Annotated in this window: 12 protein-coding genes; 4 read left to right on the top strand and 8 right to left on the bottom strand. The window is 52.1% G+C overall.

Translation table 11 applies throughout. From position 1 onward, the window contains the following. Positions 1 to 12 precede the first annotated feature (12 nt). Positions 13 to 1224 carry a hypothetical protein gene (locus D4L85_RS12185; protein WP_119754560.1) on the top strand — a complete coding sequence of 404 codons (1212 nt, stop codon included), beginning with the start codon at positions 13 to 15 and terminating at the stop codon, positions 1222 to 1224. On the opposite strand, the gene D4L85_RS12190 is transcribed toward D4L85_RS12185, so the two are convergent. The 8 genes from D4L85_RS12190 to D4L85_RS12225 all read right to left on the bottom strand — a co-directional run bounded on the left by D4L85_RS12190 (position 1203) and on the right by D4L85_RS12225 (position 10019). Beyond that, positions 1203 to 1658 carry a DoxX family protein gene (locus D4L85_RS12190; protein ID WP_119754561.1) on the bottom strand — a complete coding sequence of 152 codons (456 nt, stop codon included), beginning with the start codon at positions 1656 to 1658 and terminating at the stop codon, positions 1203 to 1205. The genes D4L85_RS12185 and D4L85_RS12190 overlap by 22 nt on opposite strands. Before the next feature lie 59 nt (positions 1659 to 1717). Then, positions 1718 to 2308: a Crp/Fnr family transcriptional regulator gene (locus D4L85_RS12195; protein WP_119754562.1), complete on the bottom strand. Its 591-nt coding sequence runs from the start codon at positions 2306 to 2308 to the stop codon at positions 1718 to 1720. Next, positions 2305 to 2730: a DUF2147 domain-containing protein gene (locus D4L85_RS12200; RefSeq protein ID WP_160143687.1), complete on the bottom strand. Its 426-nt coding sequence runs from the start codon at positions 2728 to 2730 to the stop codon at positions 2305 to 2307. Before D4L85_RS12200 ends, D4L85_RS12195 begins: the two co-directional genes overlap by 4 nt. Before the next feature lie 62 nt (positions 2731 to 2792). Next, positions 2793 to 4055, bottom strand: coding sequence for a M16 family metallopeptidase (locus D4L85_RS12205; RefSeq protein ID WP_119754564.1), 1263 nt, complete (start codon positions 4053 to 4055; stop codon positions 2793 to 2795). A gap of 5 nt (positions 4056 to 4060) precedes the next feature. Further along, positions 4061 to 5215, bottom strand: a complete 1155-nt coding sequence (gene porV / locus D4L85_RS12210) for a type IX secretion system outer membrane channel protein PorV (RefSeq protein ID WP_160143688.1) — start codon at positions 5213 to 5215, stop codon at positions 4061 to 4063. Positions 5216 to 5244: 29 nt separating this feature from the next. Then, the gene (gene porU / locus D4L85_RS12215; protein WP_119754565.1) at positions 5245 to 8658 is read right to left on the bottom strand and encodes a type IX secretion system sortase PorU; all 3414 of its coding nucleotides are present in this window, start codon (positions 8656 to 8658) and stop codon (positions 5245 to 5247) included. 31 nt (positions 8659 to 8689) lie between these two features. After that, positions 8690 to 9361, bottom strand: coding sequence for a CDP-diacylglycerol--serine O-phosphatidyltransferase (gene pssA / locus D4L85_RS12220; protein ID WP_119754566.1), 672 nt, complete (start codon positions 9359 to 9361; stop codon positions 8690 to 8692). 7 nt (positions 9362 to 9368) lie between these two features. Next, the gene (locus tag D4L85_RS12225) at positions 9369 to 10019 is read right to left on the bottom strand and encodes an MBL fold metallo-hydrolase (protein ID WP_119754567.1); all 651 of its coding nucleotides are present in this window, start codon (positions 10017 to 10019) and stop codon (positions 9369 to 9371) included. A 137-nt stretch (positions 10020 to 10156) separates the two neighbouring features. Between D4L85_RS12225 and D4L85_RS12230 the strand changes: the two genes are divergently transcribed. From D4L85_RS12230 to D4L85_RS12240, 3 genes are all read left to right on the top strand, one after another. Continuing rightward, positions 10157 to 11227 carry an NAD(P)/FAD-dependent oxidoreductase gene (locus D4L85_RS12230; RefSeq protein WP_119754568.1) on the top strand — a complete coding sequence of 357 codons (1071 nt, stop codon included), beginning with the start codon at positions 10157 to 10159 and terminating at the stop codon, positions 11225 to 11227. Positions 11228 to 11230: 3 nt separating this feature from the next. Continuing rightward, complete coding sequence (locus D4L85_RS12235; RefSeq protein WP_119754569.1) at positions 11231 to 14848, top strand: PD40 domain-containing protein; 3618 nt, start codon at positions 11231 to 11233, stop codon at positions 14846 to 14848. A gap of 112 nt (positions 14849 to 14960) precedes the next feature. Then, positions 14961 to 15839 carry a YicC/YloC family endoribonuclease gene (locus D4L85_RS12240; RefSeq protein WP_119754570.1) on the top strand — a complete coding sequence of 293 codons (879 nt, stop codon included), beginning with the start codon at positions 14961 to 14963 and terminating at the stop codon, positions 15837 to 15839. The last annotated feature ends 5 nt before the right edge of the window (positions 15840 to 15844 follow it).

Consider the following 15844-nt stretch of genomic DNA (forward strand, 5'->3'; position numbering starts at 1 on the left):
TTAGCCAATATTATGAACCATACAAAACGAACACATGCGTTGGCCCTGGCCATCAGTCTTTTCTTTGTAGCATGCGACAGCGGCGATGATGCCGCAAACTCGTTTGCGTTATTGACGCTGGAGGTCGATGCATCCTATACCGAAGGAATCGACAATTGGATCTTTATTTCAGACCCCGCTGGCGAACTGTTGGATGTGAAGCAGTTTTCAAAAGGAGAAACCATCACCCTTTCAGCTGCCAAAGACGTTGACAAATTCAATGTTACATTTTTTCAGGTAACAGATCTTTACGATGTAAAACAACTTCTCTTCCGAACCTTTACACAAATCGACCGGAATACGACCCTCAAGCTGGACCTGCCCGACGTGCCCGAACAAAATACAGGAGGGACGATTGCGCGCATGAAAATTCAAATTGCAAATTACGAGGACGCGACAGGAACGCTTCAATTTTCGGGCAGCCATGGTTCAACCTATTCGGATGCGAGTGGCACCCGGACCTTTGAATTTCTCGCGAAACAAACTCCAAGTGATATTCTGATTTCCGGCTACCGTTTGGGATCACCCGTGTATAGTTGGGCAAAGGGAACCCAAGAGAATGTTCTTGTCATGCAAGATTTCTCCGATTTCACCGAATACCCCAAACTGATCCACCTCGATTTTCCGGGTGTAAACAGTGGATACATCACGGCGTACAATGATGATCTGAGCGATCCTTATCCTTTATGCGACACGCGTCGTTCAGAATTGGATGCACCGGATCACCCGGTTCTGGGCTATATGGACGGCTTCCATCGCTATGAGATGTTTGTTAAGAACGTGACCGCTTCCGGTACCGTGCAGTATAATCGGAGCGGCAGCGTCGTGAACACAGACTTCACAATGCCCACGTATTCCTTTACCGCAAAAAGCAAGGCGTTGAATGATTTTGCCTTTGATTTTTCGCTTGACTACACCTACTTCTATGCCGGATGGGAATATGAAACCGGCGACAATAAAGTCATCTGGTTTGTGTATTCCCTCGCCGATTTCGCGGTGGCCTCTTCTTTCCCTTCGGAGATCGTCGCGAAGTACCCTCAACTGGATTTTAGCAAATTGAAATATTCCAGCTGTAATTTTTTCCAACGGTTAGACCAGGTGCGTTATCCCGATGTGGTGACCGGTCTGGTCGTGCCCCGGAAGAATTTCTCTTCGGAGTACTACTACATTGCGCCGTCAAACTGAAAGAGCCATTTGTCCAGGGAAAATTTGCCGCTCCCAATGACGAGCAGGGCCGTACACAGACCAATGACCAACAAGTGGTATTCGTAGCCTTCGCCATTTTGATTCTGAAACCAGTTCATGAAGAATCCATTTTTGTAGTTTGTAGTAGCGATGGCGCCGATCATGATAAAGATCAGTAGCAAGGCCCAAAGCTTGCTGGCAAACCCGGTGATAAGCCCCACCGCTCCAAAGAACTCGATCATGATCACCAGGAAAGAAATGAATGCGGGAAGTTTCAAGGTCTCCGTAAAAAAATTCATCGTGGCAGGGTAGCCAGATCCACCAAAAAGCCCCAGAAGTTTCTGTGCGCCGTGGGGAAACATAATGGCGCCAACCGTGACGCGAAGGATAAAGCCGGCCCAGTCGTTTTGTGTACTGAAAAGGAGTTGTTTCATACTGTTGTTTTTTTGATGACAAAGCAACAGGGGGGTGTTCCGGAAAAGAATAAACTAGTTTAAGAAATCAGTGACTTCGCTCTGCGGTTTCGCAGCATGCTGAGAAATTCCGGTGTGATGCCCAGGTAGGAGGCGATCTCTTTTTGCGGAATGCGCAATTCCAGGCCGGGATATTTTTTGGCGAACTGGTTGTACTTTTCTTCGGCGGTCACAAAAAGATTTTGTGTGAGGCGGTGTTGCAACAAGATGTAGGCGTTCTGGAACAGGATCCGCGAAAATTTTTCAAACTGCGGGACGCGATCATAAAGCGCGTCGTGGTTGGCTTTGCTGAGTTGGAGCGTTTCCGTATCTTCCAGTGTTTGGATGCTGTAGAATGCGGGAGTTTGCTGTGCAAAACTTTCCAGGTCCATCGTCCACCAGTTTTCGATGGCGAACTTCACGATGTGCTCCACGCCCTCGGCGTCGGTGTAAAAGATCTTCGCGCAACCTTTCACGACAAAGGTTTCGGACAGGCAGGTGTCGCCGGAACGGAGAATGAAAGATTTCTTTTTGAAGGTGCGCGGTTCGAGATAGGAAGTAAACAACTCGATCTCCTCGCGGCTGAGGCGAATGTGTTGGGTGACGTTTTGGACAATGCGATCGAAATTCATGGCACTCTCTTGTAGAGGACGGACGAATTTTGTGGATCCGCTCCTTCGGTTGCCAGCCCGATGGTGTTGGCGTCGATGAACTGGACTTTGAAATCCTGTGACGTCGACTGGCCGTAGAGAGAGAAAAGATCGGCGGCGAGTTTTCTTTCGGTTAATTTGAATTCGAAATCGGAAACGCGTTGAATGCCGGAGACCCAGACATCGCTGGAATCGGCAAACATTTTTACGAGCTTGTTGTTGTTCAGCTTTACGATCCTTCCCGTAAGCGCGTCGTCGTGCTTTTCGATCTTGATCCGGATGCCGTCAAATTTGGTCCGGCCTTTGAGCTCCCACGTCCCGACAAAGGCATCGTCGGATACTTTTTCAGCGCAACCGGTAAACAGGCACATCAAAAGGAAAAATGGAACGAGCGTAGATTTCATAGTGTATCGGATTCCCCTTTCAAGGTAGCGCCGTGACGTAAACAATCCAAAAGAAAATGTGGCTAGCCTACGGCCACTTCAATGAAGCTGTCTTCCTTGAAATAGGTGGAGGCGGTCTGCAGCAGATCGTCGGCGGTGATGGCGTCGATGCGGCGGATCATGTTTTGATAATGTGTCTCCGGCAGGTTATAGAGCAGGATGGTCTTGATCTTATCGGCGTGCGCAAACGATGTGGTGATTTCCGATTGCAGGCTGCCCGTGAAGTGATTGCGGGCGGTCTCGAGCTCCTCAGCGTCGATGGGCTCGGTGCGCAGGCGTTTCAGTTCTTTGCCGATCTCCTCGAAGGTGAGCGTCGTGTTCTCGCGGTTCACATCGGCGCCGATCATCAGGTAGCTGTCATGCTTCAAAGCATGCAGGCTCGACGAGATGCCATAGGAAAGACCCTTTTCTTCACGGATGTTTTTCATAAGCCGCGAACCGAAGTAGCCGCCCAGGATGTGATTGAGAAAAACCGTATCCACATAGTCGGCGTGTGCGCGATCGATGAAGCGTTTGCCCATGCGGATGGTGGACTGCACGCTGCCTTCTTTCTCCACCACCTGGCGATAGGACCGCGCATCGGCGAAGACCGTGGAATCCTTTTTTTGCAAAGCGTGGAAGGCAAAGGGAGCAAACACATCGGCCATGAGCCGCCGGTTGGCTTCCGTTACTTTTCCGGAAACCAGGATGGTGCACGTTTTGAAAAAGCGGTTGAAGTGCTCGGCCACCTGCTGTTGTTGCAGCGGATTTACCTCGGCCTCTTCCAGCTCTTTTCCATAGGGGTGGGTTTCTCCAAAAATATTTTTGCGGATCAGCAACGATGCCTGGAAGCTGGTCTTCTCGCGATTCACCTTCAGGTTCTGCAGGTAAATGGACTTGAGTTGTTCCAGTTCCTTTTCGGGAAAGATGGATTCTGTCAGCAGCTCCAGCAACAGACGGAGGCCGGCTTCCAGGTTCTTATTGAGCGAGTATAGCGATACGGATACAAAGTCGAGGGCGGAATGAACCTCCAGGTGAGCCCCCAGGCTATCGAATCGTTGTGCGATCTCGTAGCTGCCTTTGTGCTTTGTTCCCTTGTTCAGAAGTTGCGATGAAAAATAAGAAGCGCCCCAAACTTTTTCTATCCAGCGACCTGCTGGAAAGATGAGCTCTACCTTGCTAACGTCCTGGCTACCGCCTAACACGAAATAGATTTCAGCGCCCGAGGCCGTGGTGACCTTTTCGGGATGCAGCAATTCAAAATCAGTAGTACGGTTAAAAGGCGGGGCGAGGGTGCGGTCGAGCATCAGGACTAGTCAGTAACGGTTTCGTCTTTGTCGGCCGTAGTCTCTTTGATCAGGAAGTGCAGCGTGAAACGCAGCGTTTCAGCCAGTGGGCTTTCGCGTTTGTTCACCGGCACCAGGTAGGCCACGTCTACGCCGAATTTATTCTTGCGGAAGCCGAGACCGATGGTCATGTATTTCCGGTTGCCTTTGTTTTTGGCTTCGTTGAAATAGCCAAGGCGCGCGGCAAAGATGTCGTTGTACCAATATTCAACACCCACCGAAGTCATGATCTCCTGGATCTCTTCTTTGAAGCCGCCGGGTGCGTCGCTAAACGATCCGAACATGCCACTGAGAAGGCCCACGGAGTCGCGGCCCGAATTGGGGCTGGGCACCATCAGCTTGCTGAAGTCTAAGATGAACGTGAGCGAGTTGTAGGCATCGAGATCGGTTTTGTAGGCCGTTCCCAAACGCAGGGTGGTGGGCAGGAAGTTTTTGTTCTCGTTGTCGGTATACGACAGCTTCGCGCCGATGTTGGTAATGGTTGCTCCCAACGACAACGTTGAGTTGGGATGGCGTTTTAACGGTGTTGTGTAGTAGGCACCGATATCGGCGGCCACGCTGCGGCCGGGTTTGGCGTCGATGCCGGCAAAAGCACCCGTGAGGTTCGAGTAAATGTAACGGCCGGTGATGCCCATACTGAATTTTTCGGAGAGCAAACGGGAATATGTGCCGTCAAGTGCGAACTCGCGCGGGTTGAAATCGCCCAGCGGGTTGTTGTTAGCATCGCGGAAACTGATGTCGCCTAGGTTGAAATATTTGATAGATGCCGAGATGGCCTGTTCGCGGGTGATCTTATAGAAGCCCGACAGATAGGAGATCGACATGTCGTTCACAATCTTTCCCAGCCAGGGTGTGTAGGAGATCGTTCCACCGTATTTTTTATCGATATGCACCAGCTTGCCGGCATTCCAATACGACGAGTTCGCGTCGGGCGAAGTCGCTACGCCAGCATCACCCAGGGCCGCATGACGCGCGTCCGGGGAAATGGTGAGGAAGGGAACAGCCGTAGTGATGGCATTTTGGGCGCCAATCAAGTCGCCGGGGGATACTGTGCCTTGGGAAAATGTGTGCTGAACTCCGATCAATACAAAGCTCAAAAGGAGGAATACGCGATAATGCATCAAGTTTTTTTTCAAAGGTCCAAAGATAATTAATTCACCACAATAAGTTTTGTAACGCGCTCACTTTTAGAGCCATTGGTTACTGAACGAACGGCCAAACGGGCTAAGTATACCCCCGCAACAAGTTTTTTCCCGCCCTCGCCCTGTGCATTGATTTCCATCAAATCGACCTCATAGGGGCTTGAAGGTATGGAAAAGTTGTATGCCATCACTTCCTCGCCCGTAATATTGTAAATATACAATTGGGCCTCTAAATCGTCCCCCGAGCGGTTATGCGTGAAAAAGATGTGACTTTCTCCCTGGAATGGGTTGGGCGCATTACTCAGGGATTCGATGATGAGCGACTTTCCGTCGGTGACAACAAAAGAAACAACCGATTGGGCCGGGTTGTTGTAGGTATCCCAGACTTTCACCGTAATGGTGTGCTTTCCGGGGGACAAGCCATTAATGGGGAAATTCACCCATCCCCGCGTAAAATCGTCGGTCTCGGCCTCGTAATAATCGCTCAGGGCATACACCTGTACGTCGTTGTCCAGCACGCCGGTCAGGGTGTTGCCAATGCCATAGGTGGACGTGTTGATGCCGCTGGCGTCGTGCAGTTTAACGATCAGGTTCGTGTTGGGGAGCACCATGCCGCCGTTCACAAACGTAGTGTCGCCCATAAAAAGCTGTATTTCGGGGGGCGTATTGTCCGGGGCAAAGCTTTTTTCACTTCCGCCGACCGGCGCCGACAAAGCTCCCGCGGCATCTGCCATATGCGAGGAATCGGAAGCATAAAAACTGAGTTTTCCGGCACCCACTTCGTAGGCGATATTTTTGGGAACCACAAACTGGATCGAGAACAACCCATCTTTCACCGTGGCTTTACCCCGGAAAAGTACGTTGCTCCATTCTTTGAAATGGAACGGAGGATTGTTTTTTCCGATGGTCACCGACTCGCTTTGTTTGTCATACAAGGTGGCTTGCAGCGTGCCGTTGAAATGCGGGATCAACACGCCGTTTCCATCCTGTACTTCTCCCGAAACCGTCACTACCGAAAGCGCCTTTAAAGTGTCGGTGCCCGAAGCGACTTCGGGTTTGGCAGCGGCAACGATGTTGGGCGTCATGGCCAGCGTCATCCCGGGGTCGGCCAACAACGAAAAATTGCGATTGAATACGCCGCTGGTGCTTTGGTTTTTTGTCTTCCGGAACACCTCGCCCAGCGTGGGGATCTGGCCCGATTCTTTTTGAAGGAGATTGCCGTAGAACGATTTGTTCAACTCAAAGTTGGTGTCCGATTTCACAGGTCGCGAGGTAGTAACAAGGCCTACGGTGCCGCCGTTAGGGTGAAGCACGCTCATTTCGGCGCTCGAAATATCCTGGGGATCGTCCTGCCGGCCGAATTCACAAGTGGCAGTAATGAGAAAAGGGTAGAGCTTGTTCTCCAGCGTGAGGATGTCGATGTCGGTAAATACTTTCTCATCCGCCCAAAGCTTTTCGCTGCCGTGGCCCGTGTAGTTGATGATGAGCGTGCCCCGGTTGAAGTCGCGCACGATGGCCTCGTTCACTTCGGGGATAGCCTCGCCGTTGGGCTTCACGGTTTTGGTATAGGTGCCCAGAAAAATTTTATGCGTATCGAATTGTGGATTTCCCGATTCGATGGTCGTGCTCATGACGTCGGCTTGCGATTGGTGAATGGATGTGAACCCGTCGGAGAGGCTTCCGTCGTCGGCCACGAAAACGATGTCCTTGCGCCAGCGACCCAGGCCTTTCTTGTCGGTGTCATAGGCGATGATCTTCGTCACCACGTTCGAAGCTTCCTCCAGCGTCTTGGCGGGGATGCGGCCTACGCCGATGTCGAGGGTTTCGGCATGCGCCGGATCTTCTCCCCAGCCGCCTTCGCCCGGCTCCAGCAAAGCAAAGAAGTCGTCGGAGGAATAGGTCTCCAAGGGCGACAGCGAATTGCGCGCTTCGTAGGTGGGCACAAAGTTCGTGTTGTCAGACAGGCGATCTTTGTAGTCATACGAGCCTTTTCCTACGAACACTACTCCCTTGAGTTGGGATGGGCCGGCCTCGTATTTGCGCCGGATAAAATCGCGAATGGCGCTCACGTCCTGGCGGCCGGATGAAAACTCGTTGAAGATCTGTTCGGGGGTCACCACCAGGGTAGACCATTGATTGTACTGTGAACGGTGCGCGGCCAGGCGTTGTGCCTCGCTCATAAAATCGGGATGCGTGATGACGATGTAATTCACGGCCGAAGAAGCTCCTACATTTTGATTGGCTACCGGACCCACAAGCTCGGGCGCGGGAGTATTGGCATTGAAGACGATGTAGGCATGCAACGCATCGCTCGCCGCCGAAAATTGGGCGCTGCCATCTTGCACCGTGAAAGCCTGTTGCTGCACTTTTAAAGGATCGGTAACGTCCCACACACGATGATCCGAGGTGGCGGAAGCAACGCGATATTGCGATACGGATTGGTTCAGGCTCGTAGGCGACACAAAGAAGGTCTGGTCGCTATAGACCGCCAGTTTGCGCGTGAAGTTCAGCAGGAAGAAATCCAGAAATCCCACCGAGCGTCCTGTGCCCTTAATGTACTGATACGTGAGGGTCTGCGTGGTCTGTCCCACGGCCCCGATACTGGAAGCGTTCAGCGTGAGTGTGTCGAGCCGTATGGCTCCTTTTACGGCGTAGGTCGAATTGGTGATGGCCGAGACATTTTGTTCGCCTGCCGGCGTATTGTTTAACAAGATCTTGAACGTAGACCCGTTGCCGTCGTAGCATTGGGCCATCACGTTCGATACGATCTTGACGTTGGAATTTTCAACCACCCCGTCCACATCCGATTTGAAACTATACGATGTGGCGAGATCGAATCGCTCGCCAAACCATTGACGGCCGGATTGCAATTCGTTGTAGTCCTCTAGCTCGTGATAAACAAAATCGTCGTATTGTTGAACCACGGGAAAATTTCCCGCCACGCTCTCCACGGTCTGGATACGCGCCGGGCGATCGCCCCCGGTAGCAACGGTGATAAAGTAAAAATTCTTCTTGCTGTAGAGATTGCTTTGGTAAGCGAACACCTGGCGTTGTGCATCGTAGTGAACGGCGTCCGGTCCTTCGGCGTAAAAAAGAATGTAGTCGTTTTTGTCGAACACGCCATCGCTCTCCCCTTCGATGTAGATCGCATTTTCCTGGAGGGCGTTAAAGCGGGGGGCATCGTTTTCCTGGGGAAGCATGCCGCCGGGGTTCCCATAGATGGCAATTTGTCGCGGGTCGACGGTGGCGGGATCGAATCCCATTTTTTTGAAATCGTCGTAAGATACTTTGTACACGCCGCGTTTTTCAACGCCCAGCTTAAACCAGGAATTGGATGCCAGCGTCTCCTGGGCATGGGTGGCCGATACGGCGGATACCAGGGAAAGGACGAGAATCCATCGTATGGTGAACTGGCAATGCAAGTGAAAAGGTTTAAGCCTGAAAATTAGTGCCTTATTTTGAAAACACCCGGACCCCTAACGATAGGGTAATGTACAAAAGTATGATCACGGGCAATGCCGCCCATTGAAAGAAGGCCAGCAGTAATACGGCCAGCAGCAGGAAGGTAAACCGGACTTTATTATCCGCCCAATTGAAATTTTTGAACTTCAGGGCAAAGAGGTCGATCCGGGACACCAACAGGGCCGAAAACAACACGGCGATCACGGCTAACAGGGTCGGGTTTCCCATCACGTTAACGCCCAGGCCTTGCAAAAAGGGCAAAGCCGTCAGGAAGATGGCGTTGGCGGGCGTGGGCAAGCCTTTGAAGGCGTCCGATTGGGTGGTGTCGAGGTTGAAAATGGCCAGGCGGAGGGCGGAACAGATGGCGATGAGCAGGGCTACGTAGGGTAGGAATGGGGTGGTCGATCCTTGCAGGGCTTGGTAGATGAACAGCGAGGGTAAAGCTCCAAAGCTTACCATGTCGGCCATGGAATCCAGCTCTTTTCCGATGGGGGATGAAACCTTCAGCCATCGTGCGGCAAAGCCGTCAAAGAAATCGAACAAACAGGCGGCCCACACAAAATAGGCGCTGGGGACGGCGGCATTTTCCCACAAGAAGATGATGCCCAGCATGCCGCACACCAGATTGCAGCAGGTTAAAAAATTGGGAAGGTATTTAATCATGAACCATTCAGGTTGAAATCACGGCGCAAAACGGATTTGTTTTCTTTTCAAAACCAATGTTTGTCTCCGGACCGTGGCCGGGAAAAACAACGACGTCGTCTGGCAAGGTAAAAAGTTTTTGATGGATGCTCCGGATCAGGGTATCAAAATCTCCGCCCGGCAGATCGGTGCGGCCAATGCTGTTGTAGAACAACACATCGCCACTCATCACGATTTTTTCCTTTTCGTTATAAAAGGCCACGTGCCCTGGCGCGTGCCCCGGGACGAACAGCACTTTGAAACTTTGTTGTCCGAACGTGATCACCTGTCCTTCTTCCAGAAAGGCATCGGGCGTGGCTTCCTGGTATTGCGCAAAACCATAATTGGGGGCGTAGGCTTTCACGGCGCGCAATACCGGTTCGTCTTTGGCGTGAATGTAAAGGCGGACGCCATATTTCTCCTTTACAAACGCGTTGCCCAGCACATGATCGACGTGGCAATGTGTGTTGAGCAACATTTTCACCGTGAGGCCCTCTGCCGAAATAAAATCGGCCAGCTCTTGCCGTTCATAGGGCTCATAGCATCCGGGGTCGATGATCACACATTCGCCCGACTCGTCATATAACACGTAGGTGTTTTCCTGCAGCGGGTTAAAAACGAACGACTGGATCTGAAGCATGCCCTGAAATTTTCTTCAAAGTAAACTGAAATTTCCGATGGCCTGTCGCCTGCCATCATTTTTGTGTCGCAGCTTCATAGCAATTTCATATTCGCGCAAAAAATGCTGGGGACTTTATCGTAGTTTGGCGCCCCGGAATGACAACGCGACAGGTAGATTATATTATCGTAGGACAAGGCCTGGCCGGTTCGGCTGTGGCGGTGCAGTTGCTCCGGCAGGGAAAGCGCATCCTGGTGATCGACCAGCCGTCGCGGAACAACTCCTCGCGCATCGCGGCAGGGTTATTCAATCCCATCACCGGCCGCAAAATGGTAAAGACCTGGATGGCCGACACATTATTTCCCTACCTGTTTTCGTTCTACCGGGCAGTGGAAGAAAAAACCGGACAAAAGTTCTTTTATCCCATGCCGCTTTACCGGCCTTTCCTATCCGTCGAGGAGCAAAACGAATGGATGGGCAAAAGCGCGTCGCCGGCCTATGCATCCTATATCGAAAAAATAACCACTACGAGCACCTTTCCCGCCGTGGCTGACCCTTTTGGCGGACTGCTGCTGAAACAGTGCGGGTACCTGGACACCGAGGGCTATCTCGATGCCGTACGGCAATGGATCGTCCAGGAAAACGAGTTTTTGTTGGAAGACCTGGAGGAGCGGGCGTTGACCCTGTCGGCGGAAGGCGTTCGTTACAAACAATACGAGGCTTCCGGAATCATCTTTTGCACGGGCGTACACACGTCAGAAACATTTCAGTGGCTGCCGGTGAAACCCTTGAAAGGCGAGATGATCCGCATCCGGGCGGCCTTCGAACCGGACGTGATCCTGAACCGCGGCGTTTTTATGGTTCCGGCGGGCGAGCCTGGCGAATGGCGCGTGGGTGCTACCTATAATTTCCAGGATGCGTCGCCGGACGTCACACCGCAGGCTTGCGCGGAACTGGTGGAAAGATTGAACGAATTGATCCGTTTTCCGGCGGAGGTGATCGGGCAAACTGCCGGCGTGCGACCGACCACCCCAGACCGGCGTCCATTGCTCGGACGGCATCCCCAATGGGAATCGGCCTTTGTTTTCAATGGCATGGGCACCAAAGGGGTGAGCCTCACCCCCTATTTTTCGGAGGTTTTGATCGGGGCCGTGTTAAATATTCCGGCCATAAACAAAGAGGTGGATATTGAACGTTATAATGTACTATATTGGACTTCCCCTAAATGAATTATGAATTTGCGAAGCGGACTACTACTCACCCTAACTCTGATCGTTTTAAGTTCCCCCCAGGTAAAAGCCCAGCAATCGCGGGAGGTATTTGGGAAGAATAGAATTCAATACCGTCAGTTCGACTGGGTATATCTCAGCGGCGAGAACTTTGACGTTTACTATTACGATGCCCGCAAAGGTGTTGCCACAGAAGCCCTGGAATACCTCGAAGGAGAATTCGATCGCATTACGGACCTGATCGGCTATCCGCCCTATTTCAAAACAAAAGTTTTCCTCTACAATTCCCTCAGCGACTTGCGTCAAAGCAACGTGGGCCTGAACCATAACGTGTTCAACGTCGGTGGTGAAACGGAATTTATAAAGCCTTATGTTGAAGTGGCCCACATGGGAACGGCCCAGGAATTCAAAGACGAATTGCTTTTCCAGATCTCCGACATCATGATCCACGAGATGATGTTTGGCGGCAACCTGAAGGACATGTTCCAAAGCTCGATCCTCATGAACCTGCCCGATTGGTTTGTGAACGGCGCTTCGCTCTATGTGGCCCGCGGCTGGAGCATGGACATGGATGATTATATCCGCCAGTTGATGAAAACACGCCGGGCGAAAAGAGCCACCAAGCTCTCTGGTAATGAAGCCGGACTGGTGGGACAATCCATTTGGAATTTTATTGCAGAGAAGTACGGCAAGAGCAGTGTGGCCAACATCCTCAACTACACACGGGTTACCCGGAACGAGGAAAAAAGTATTCTCATCACCCTGGGTATAAGTTTCAAACAGTTGCTGGCAGAGTGGCAGAAGTTTTATTCCGACATGGAAACCACCGTGAGCAAGTCCTACATTGATCCGGAAGCGTCCACTTCGTTTACACAGCAGCACAACAAGACCACGGAATTTACCACGGTAAAGATCAGTCCCGATGGACGCAACATCGCCTATGCCGAAAACGACCGCGGGCGTTACATAGTGAAAGTGAGATCGCTGGAAACCGGGCGGGAAAAGACCATCATTTCGGGTGGCAGCAAAGTGATCAAACAACGGGTGGACTACAGCCTGCCGCTCATCGCCTGGTCGGATGCCACCACCCTCGGGGTGATCGGCGTGAAGAGCGGGCAATATGTTTTCTGGCTCTATGATTTTAACACGCGCACAAAATTGCCCCGGCAATTGGAACGCTTCAGCAACATTCGCAGCTTCAGTTTTTCGGGTAATGGAAGGTTGATCATTCTCAGTGCCGACTTTGAAGGCAAGAGCGATCTGTTCCTGTTGAGCTCCAAGCGCGACCGTGTACGCCGCCTCACCAACGACTTGTACGACGATCTCGATCCGACCTTCATCCCCAACACCAACCGGATCGTGTTCTCGTCTAACCGCACCACCGACACGCTGCGGGCCAATGCAAAGCCCCAGTTTGAAAAGCTCACCAACAACTACAATTTGTTTGTCTACGACCTGGACAGCACCAAATTTTTGTTGACGCGCCTCACCAACACGCTCAGCAAGGATCATTCTCCGCAGGCGATGGATGAGAACAATTTTTATTACCTCAGCGACCAACGCGGGATCATTAACCTCTTCAAGTACAATCGCCCCACGGGCATCTACTCGCAGATCACCAACTTCAACGCGAGCATCAAAGACATCGACCTCAATTTCGCCAATCAAACCATGGCCATGGTGATGACGGAAGACAACAAGGAGAATATTTATGTCGACCGCAGTTTTAATCTCAACCGGCAAGTGTTCACGCCCGCCACGCGGCGCAAAGACCTGCAGCAGGCCCGTGTGATCCGCGAGCGGCGCAAGCAGGAGGAGAATAAAAACATGAGCATCAAAGACCTGCTCAACTCGCGTCTGCGTCAGGCCCAACCGCAAAAGGATACGGCCACCAATGTTCAGCCTCCTGCACGCCGCGATTCCACCATCGTGCAAAGCGGCCCGCCTCCCGCCATCGACAGCACGCGGCTGGGCAAGCCCGTAAATCGAGCCGATGCCGTCAACTCCGACAACTATGCGTTTGAAGATGAAGTGAAAAAGCCGGCGCCAGCACCCGTGACTACTACGCCGCCAGCGGTGCGGACCGAGACTACGACACCTGCGCGGACCGAAACCACTCCAGCGGAGCGGGCCGAAAACAGGCAGCCACCCGCACAGCAACCCAAGCCCGGCGAGGTGAACACCGACAATTATGTTTTTGGTGATGAAGAAAAGAAACCGGCTCCCGCGCAATCCACGCCGCAGGTGCCCGCGACAGACACCACCAAAGTTGCCAGGACACAACAGACGCCAAAGAAACCCGGCGAAGTAAACACCGACAACTATACGTTCGAGGATGAAGCGGTGAAGAACCAACCGAGCGAGTCGTTCCTGACCCGCTACATGAAAGCGCGCGAGAAGAGCCGGATCACGGGACCTTTCCCCTATGAATCGAAGTTCAGTTCCAACAGCCTCGTCACCTCCATGTTGGTAGACCCGATGCGGGGTCTGGGCATCTCCATCGAGACGCAGATGAACGACATGCTGGAAAACTACCGCTTCTTTGGCGGGTTGATGACCAGCGTCGATTTAAAGAACGGCGACTTCTTTGCGGAATTCCAATATTTGAAATCGCTCATCGACTTTGGTGTGCGCGTAGACCGCAAGGGCATCCGTTGGTCGGCCGAGCCGGCGGAAGATGGTTTGCAAGGCGAGCTCTATCACTATTCGTTGAACCGGATCGAACTGAGCGCTTCACTTCCCATATCCGATCGCATTCGCTTTACGCTGAAACCTTTCGGCGCCCTGGCACGCTCGGTAGATTTGGGTGAAGCCGACTATCCCACCGCACCGCCTTCGGTGGCGCCGGTCAATAACTACTATGCCGGTCTCAAGGCGGAACTGGTATACGACAACTCGGTGTCTACCGGTCTCAACCTCATCGAAGGCACACGGGCCAAGATCTCGTTCCAAAACTATCAGGGCCTCAACAATGCCGACCTCGGTTTTAGCCAGGCATCGATCGACGTGCGTCACTATCAAAAGATCTACAAGGAGATCGTCTTCGCCGTGCGCGGATTTGCCGGCACCTTCTTTGGAAATTCGCCCAAGAAATATTTGCTGGGTGGCATGGACAACTGGCTCTTCAACAAGACCCGCAAAAACGGCAAGACCAGCGATGGCCAACCCAATCCGTTGGGTTTCCCCGGCGAAAACCAGGATATCCTGTTTGTGGAATACGCCACTTCGCTGCGCGGCTTTGACTACGCTACGTTGTTTGGCAACAGCGTGATGATGGCCAATGCAGAATTCAGAGTGCCGCTGGTGAAAGCCTTGTCGAATGGCCCCATCTCTTCGAACCTGCTGCGCAACCTGCAATTCATTGCCTTCTACGACATCGGCACGAGCTGGTCGGGCAAGCCGCCGTTCAACTCCACCAACAGTGTGAGCTATGAAGAGATCGCCGATGGCCCTTTCAAGGTGCAGATCAAAAATTATCTGAACCCCTGGCTCTATAGCTACGGTCTCGGTGTCCGCACGGTGTTGTTTGGTTATTACATCAAGGGCGATGTGGCATGGCCCGTAGAAAATTACCAGGTATCCAAACCGAGAGTGTTTGTCACCCTGGGCTTTGACTTCTAAATGGTCATCAATTTTGTCATTCGCAAGGGCATAAACATACATCGCTGTGGATGGCGACGTATGTTTATGTACTTTGCGCAGTCTTGACATCCACGAAATAGAATTTTATTGCATGATTAAATCCATGACAGGCTTCGGCCAATGCACCGCCGACGACGGCTTGGTTCAGATTGCCGCCGAGGTGAAAAGCCTTAACTCCAAATTTCTTGACCTCAGCTTAAGGCTACCCAGACTTTTTTCCGACAAAGAGATCGAAGTGCGCAACCTGATCAGCGAAAGGCTGGAACGCGGCAAGGTCTCCATCAACGTGGAATATCAACGCTATGGTGAAGTAGAAACCAAGCAGTCCTACAACGAAGCGCTGTTCACCGCCTACTATGCCGAATTGAAGAAGCTGGCCGATCGCGTTGTGGCCCCTTACGAAGGCCTGTTCGAACTCGCCCTCGCCTCGCCCGATGTGGTGCAAAACAAAGCAAAAGACAGCGCCGATGAAGAAGAATGGAAGAAGGTGAGGGATTGCATCATCACCTCCATTGAGCGTTGTGAAGATTTTCGCAAGGCCGAAGGCAAAGTGTTGGAGAAGGTGCTCACCGATTGTTGTCTGGAGATCAGCAAGCAACTGAAGGCTGTGAACGAACTCGACCCCAAACGGGTGGAGCGCATTCGCGAGCGGCTAAAAGGAAACGTGGTATCCTTTTTTGGCGAAGAAGGCTACGACACCAACCGGCTGGAACAGGAGATCATCTTCTACATCGAAAAGCTTGACATCAACGAAGAGAAGGTCCGCCTGCAAGCCCATCTCGACTACTTTATCCAGGTGGCCCGGGAAGCCCAGAGCAACGGCAAGAAGCTGGGCTTTATCTCCCAGGAGATCGGCCGCGAAATCAACACCATCGGCTCCAAAGCCAGCGACGCCGCCATTCAAAAACACGTGGTGGTGATGAAAGAAGAACTCGAAAAAATAAAGGAACAGCTCAACAACGTAGTATAACGGTT

The sequence above is a fragment of the Chryseolinea soli genome (genome assembly GCF_003589925.1).
In the GTDB taxonomy this organism is placed as follows: Bacteria; Bacteroidota; Bacteroidia; order Cytophagales; family Cyclobacteriaceae; genus Chryseolinea; species Chryseolinea soli.

What these genes read in the sequence shown, in the direction of transcription:
- D4L85_RS12185 (WP_119754560.1), top strand. Translation starts at nt 13, where the DNA reads ATGAACCATACAAAACGAACACATGCGTTGGCCCTGGCCATCAGTCTT.
- D4L85_RS12190 (WP_119754561.1), bottom strand. Translation starts at nt 1,658, where the DNA reads ATGAAACAACTCCTTTTCAGTACACAAAACGACTGGGCCGGCTTTATC.
- D4L85_RS12195 (WP_119754562.1), bottom strand. Translation starts at nt 2,308, where the DNA reads ATGAATTTCGATCGCATTGTCCAAAACGTCACCCAACACATTCGCCTC.
- D4L85_RS12200 (WP_160143687.1), bottom strand. Translation starts at nt 2,730, where the DNA reads ATGAAATCTACGCTCGTTCCATTTTTCCTTTTGATGTGCCTGTTTACC.
- D4L85_RS12205 (WP_119754564.1), bottom strand. Translation starts at nt 4,055, where the DNA reads ATGCTCGACCGCACCCTCGCCCCGCCTTTTAACCGTACTACTGATTTT.
- porV (WP_160143688.1), bottom strand. Translation starts at nt 5,215, where the DNA reads ATGCATTATCGCGTATTCCTCCTTTTGAGCTTTGTATTGATCGGAGTT.
- pssA (WP_119754566.1), bottom strand. Translation starts at nt 9,361, where the DNA reads ATGATTAAATACCTTCCCAATTTTTTAACCTGCTGCAATCTGGTGTGC.
- D4L85_RS12225 (WP_119754567.1), bottom strand. Translation starts at nt 10,019, where the DNA reads ATGCTTCAGATCCAGTCGTTCGTTTTTAACCCGCTGCAGGAAAACACC.
- D4L85_RS12230 (WP_119754568.1), top strand. Translation starts at nt 10,157, where the DNA reads ATGACAACGCGACAGGTAGATTATATTATCGTAGGACAAGGCCTGGCC.
- D4L85_RS12235 (WP_119754569.1), top strand. Translation starts at nt 11,231, where the DNA reads ATGAATTTGCGAAGCGGACTACTACTCACCCTAACTCTGATCGTTTTA.
- D4L85_RS12240 (WP_119754570.1), top strand. Translation starts at nt 14,961, where the DNA reads ATGATTAAATCCATGACAGGCTTCGGCCAATGCACCGCCGACGACGGC.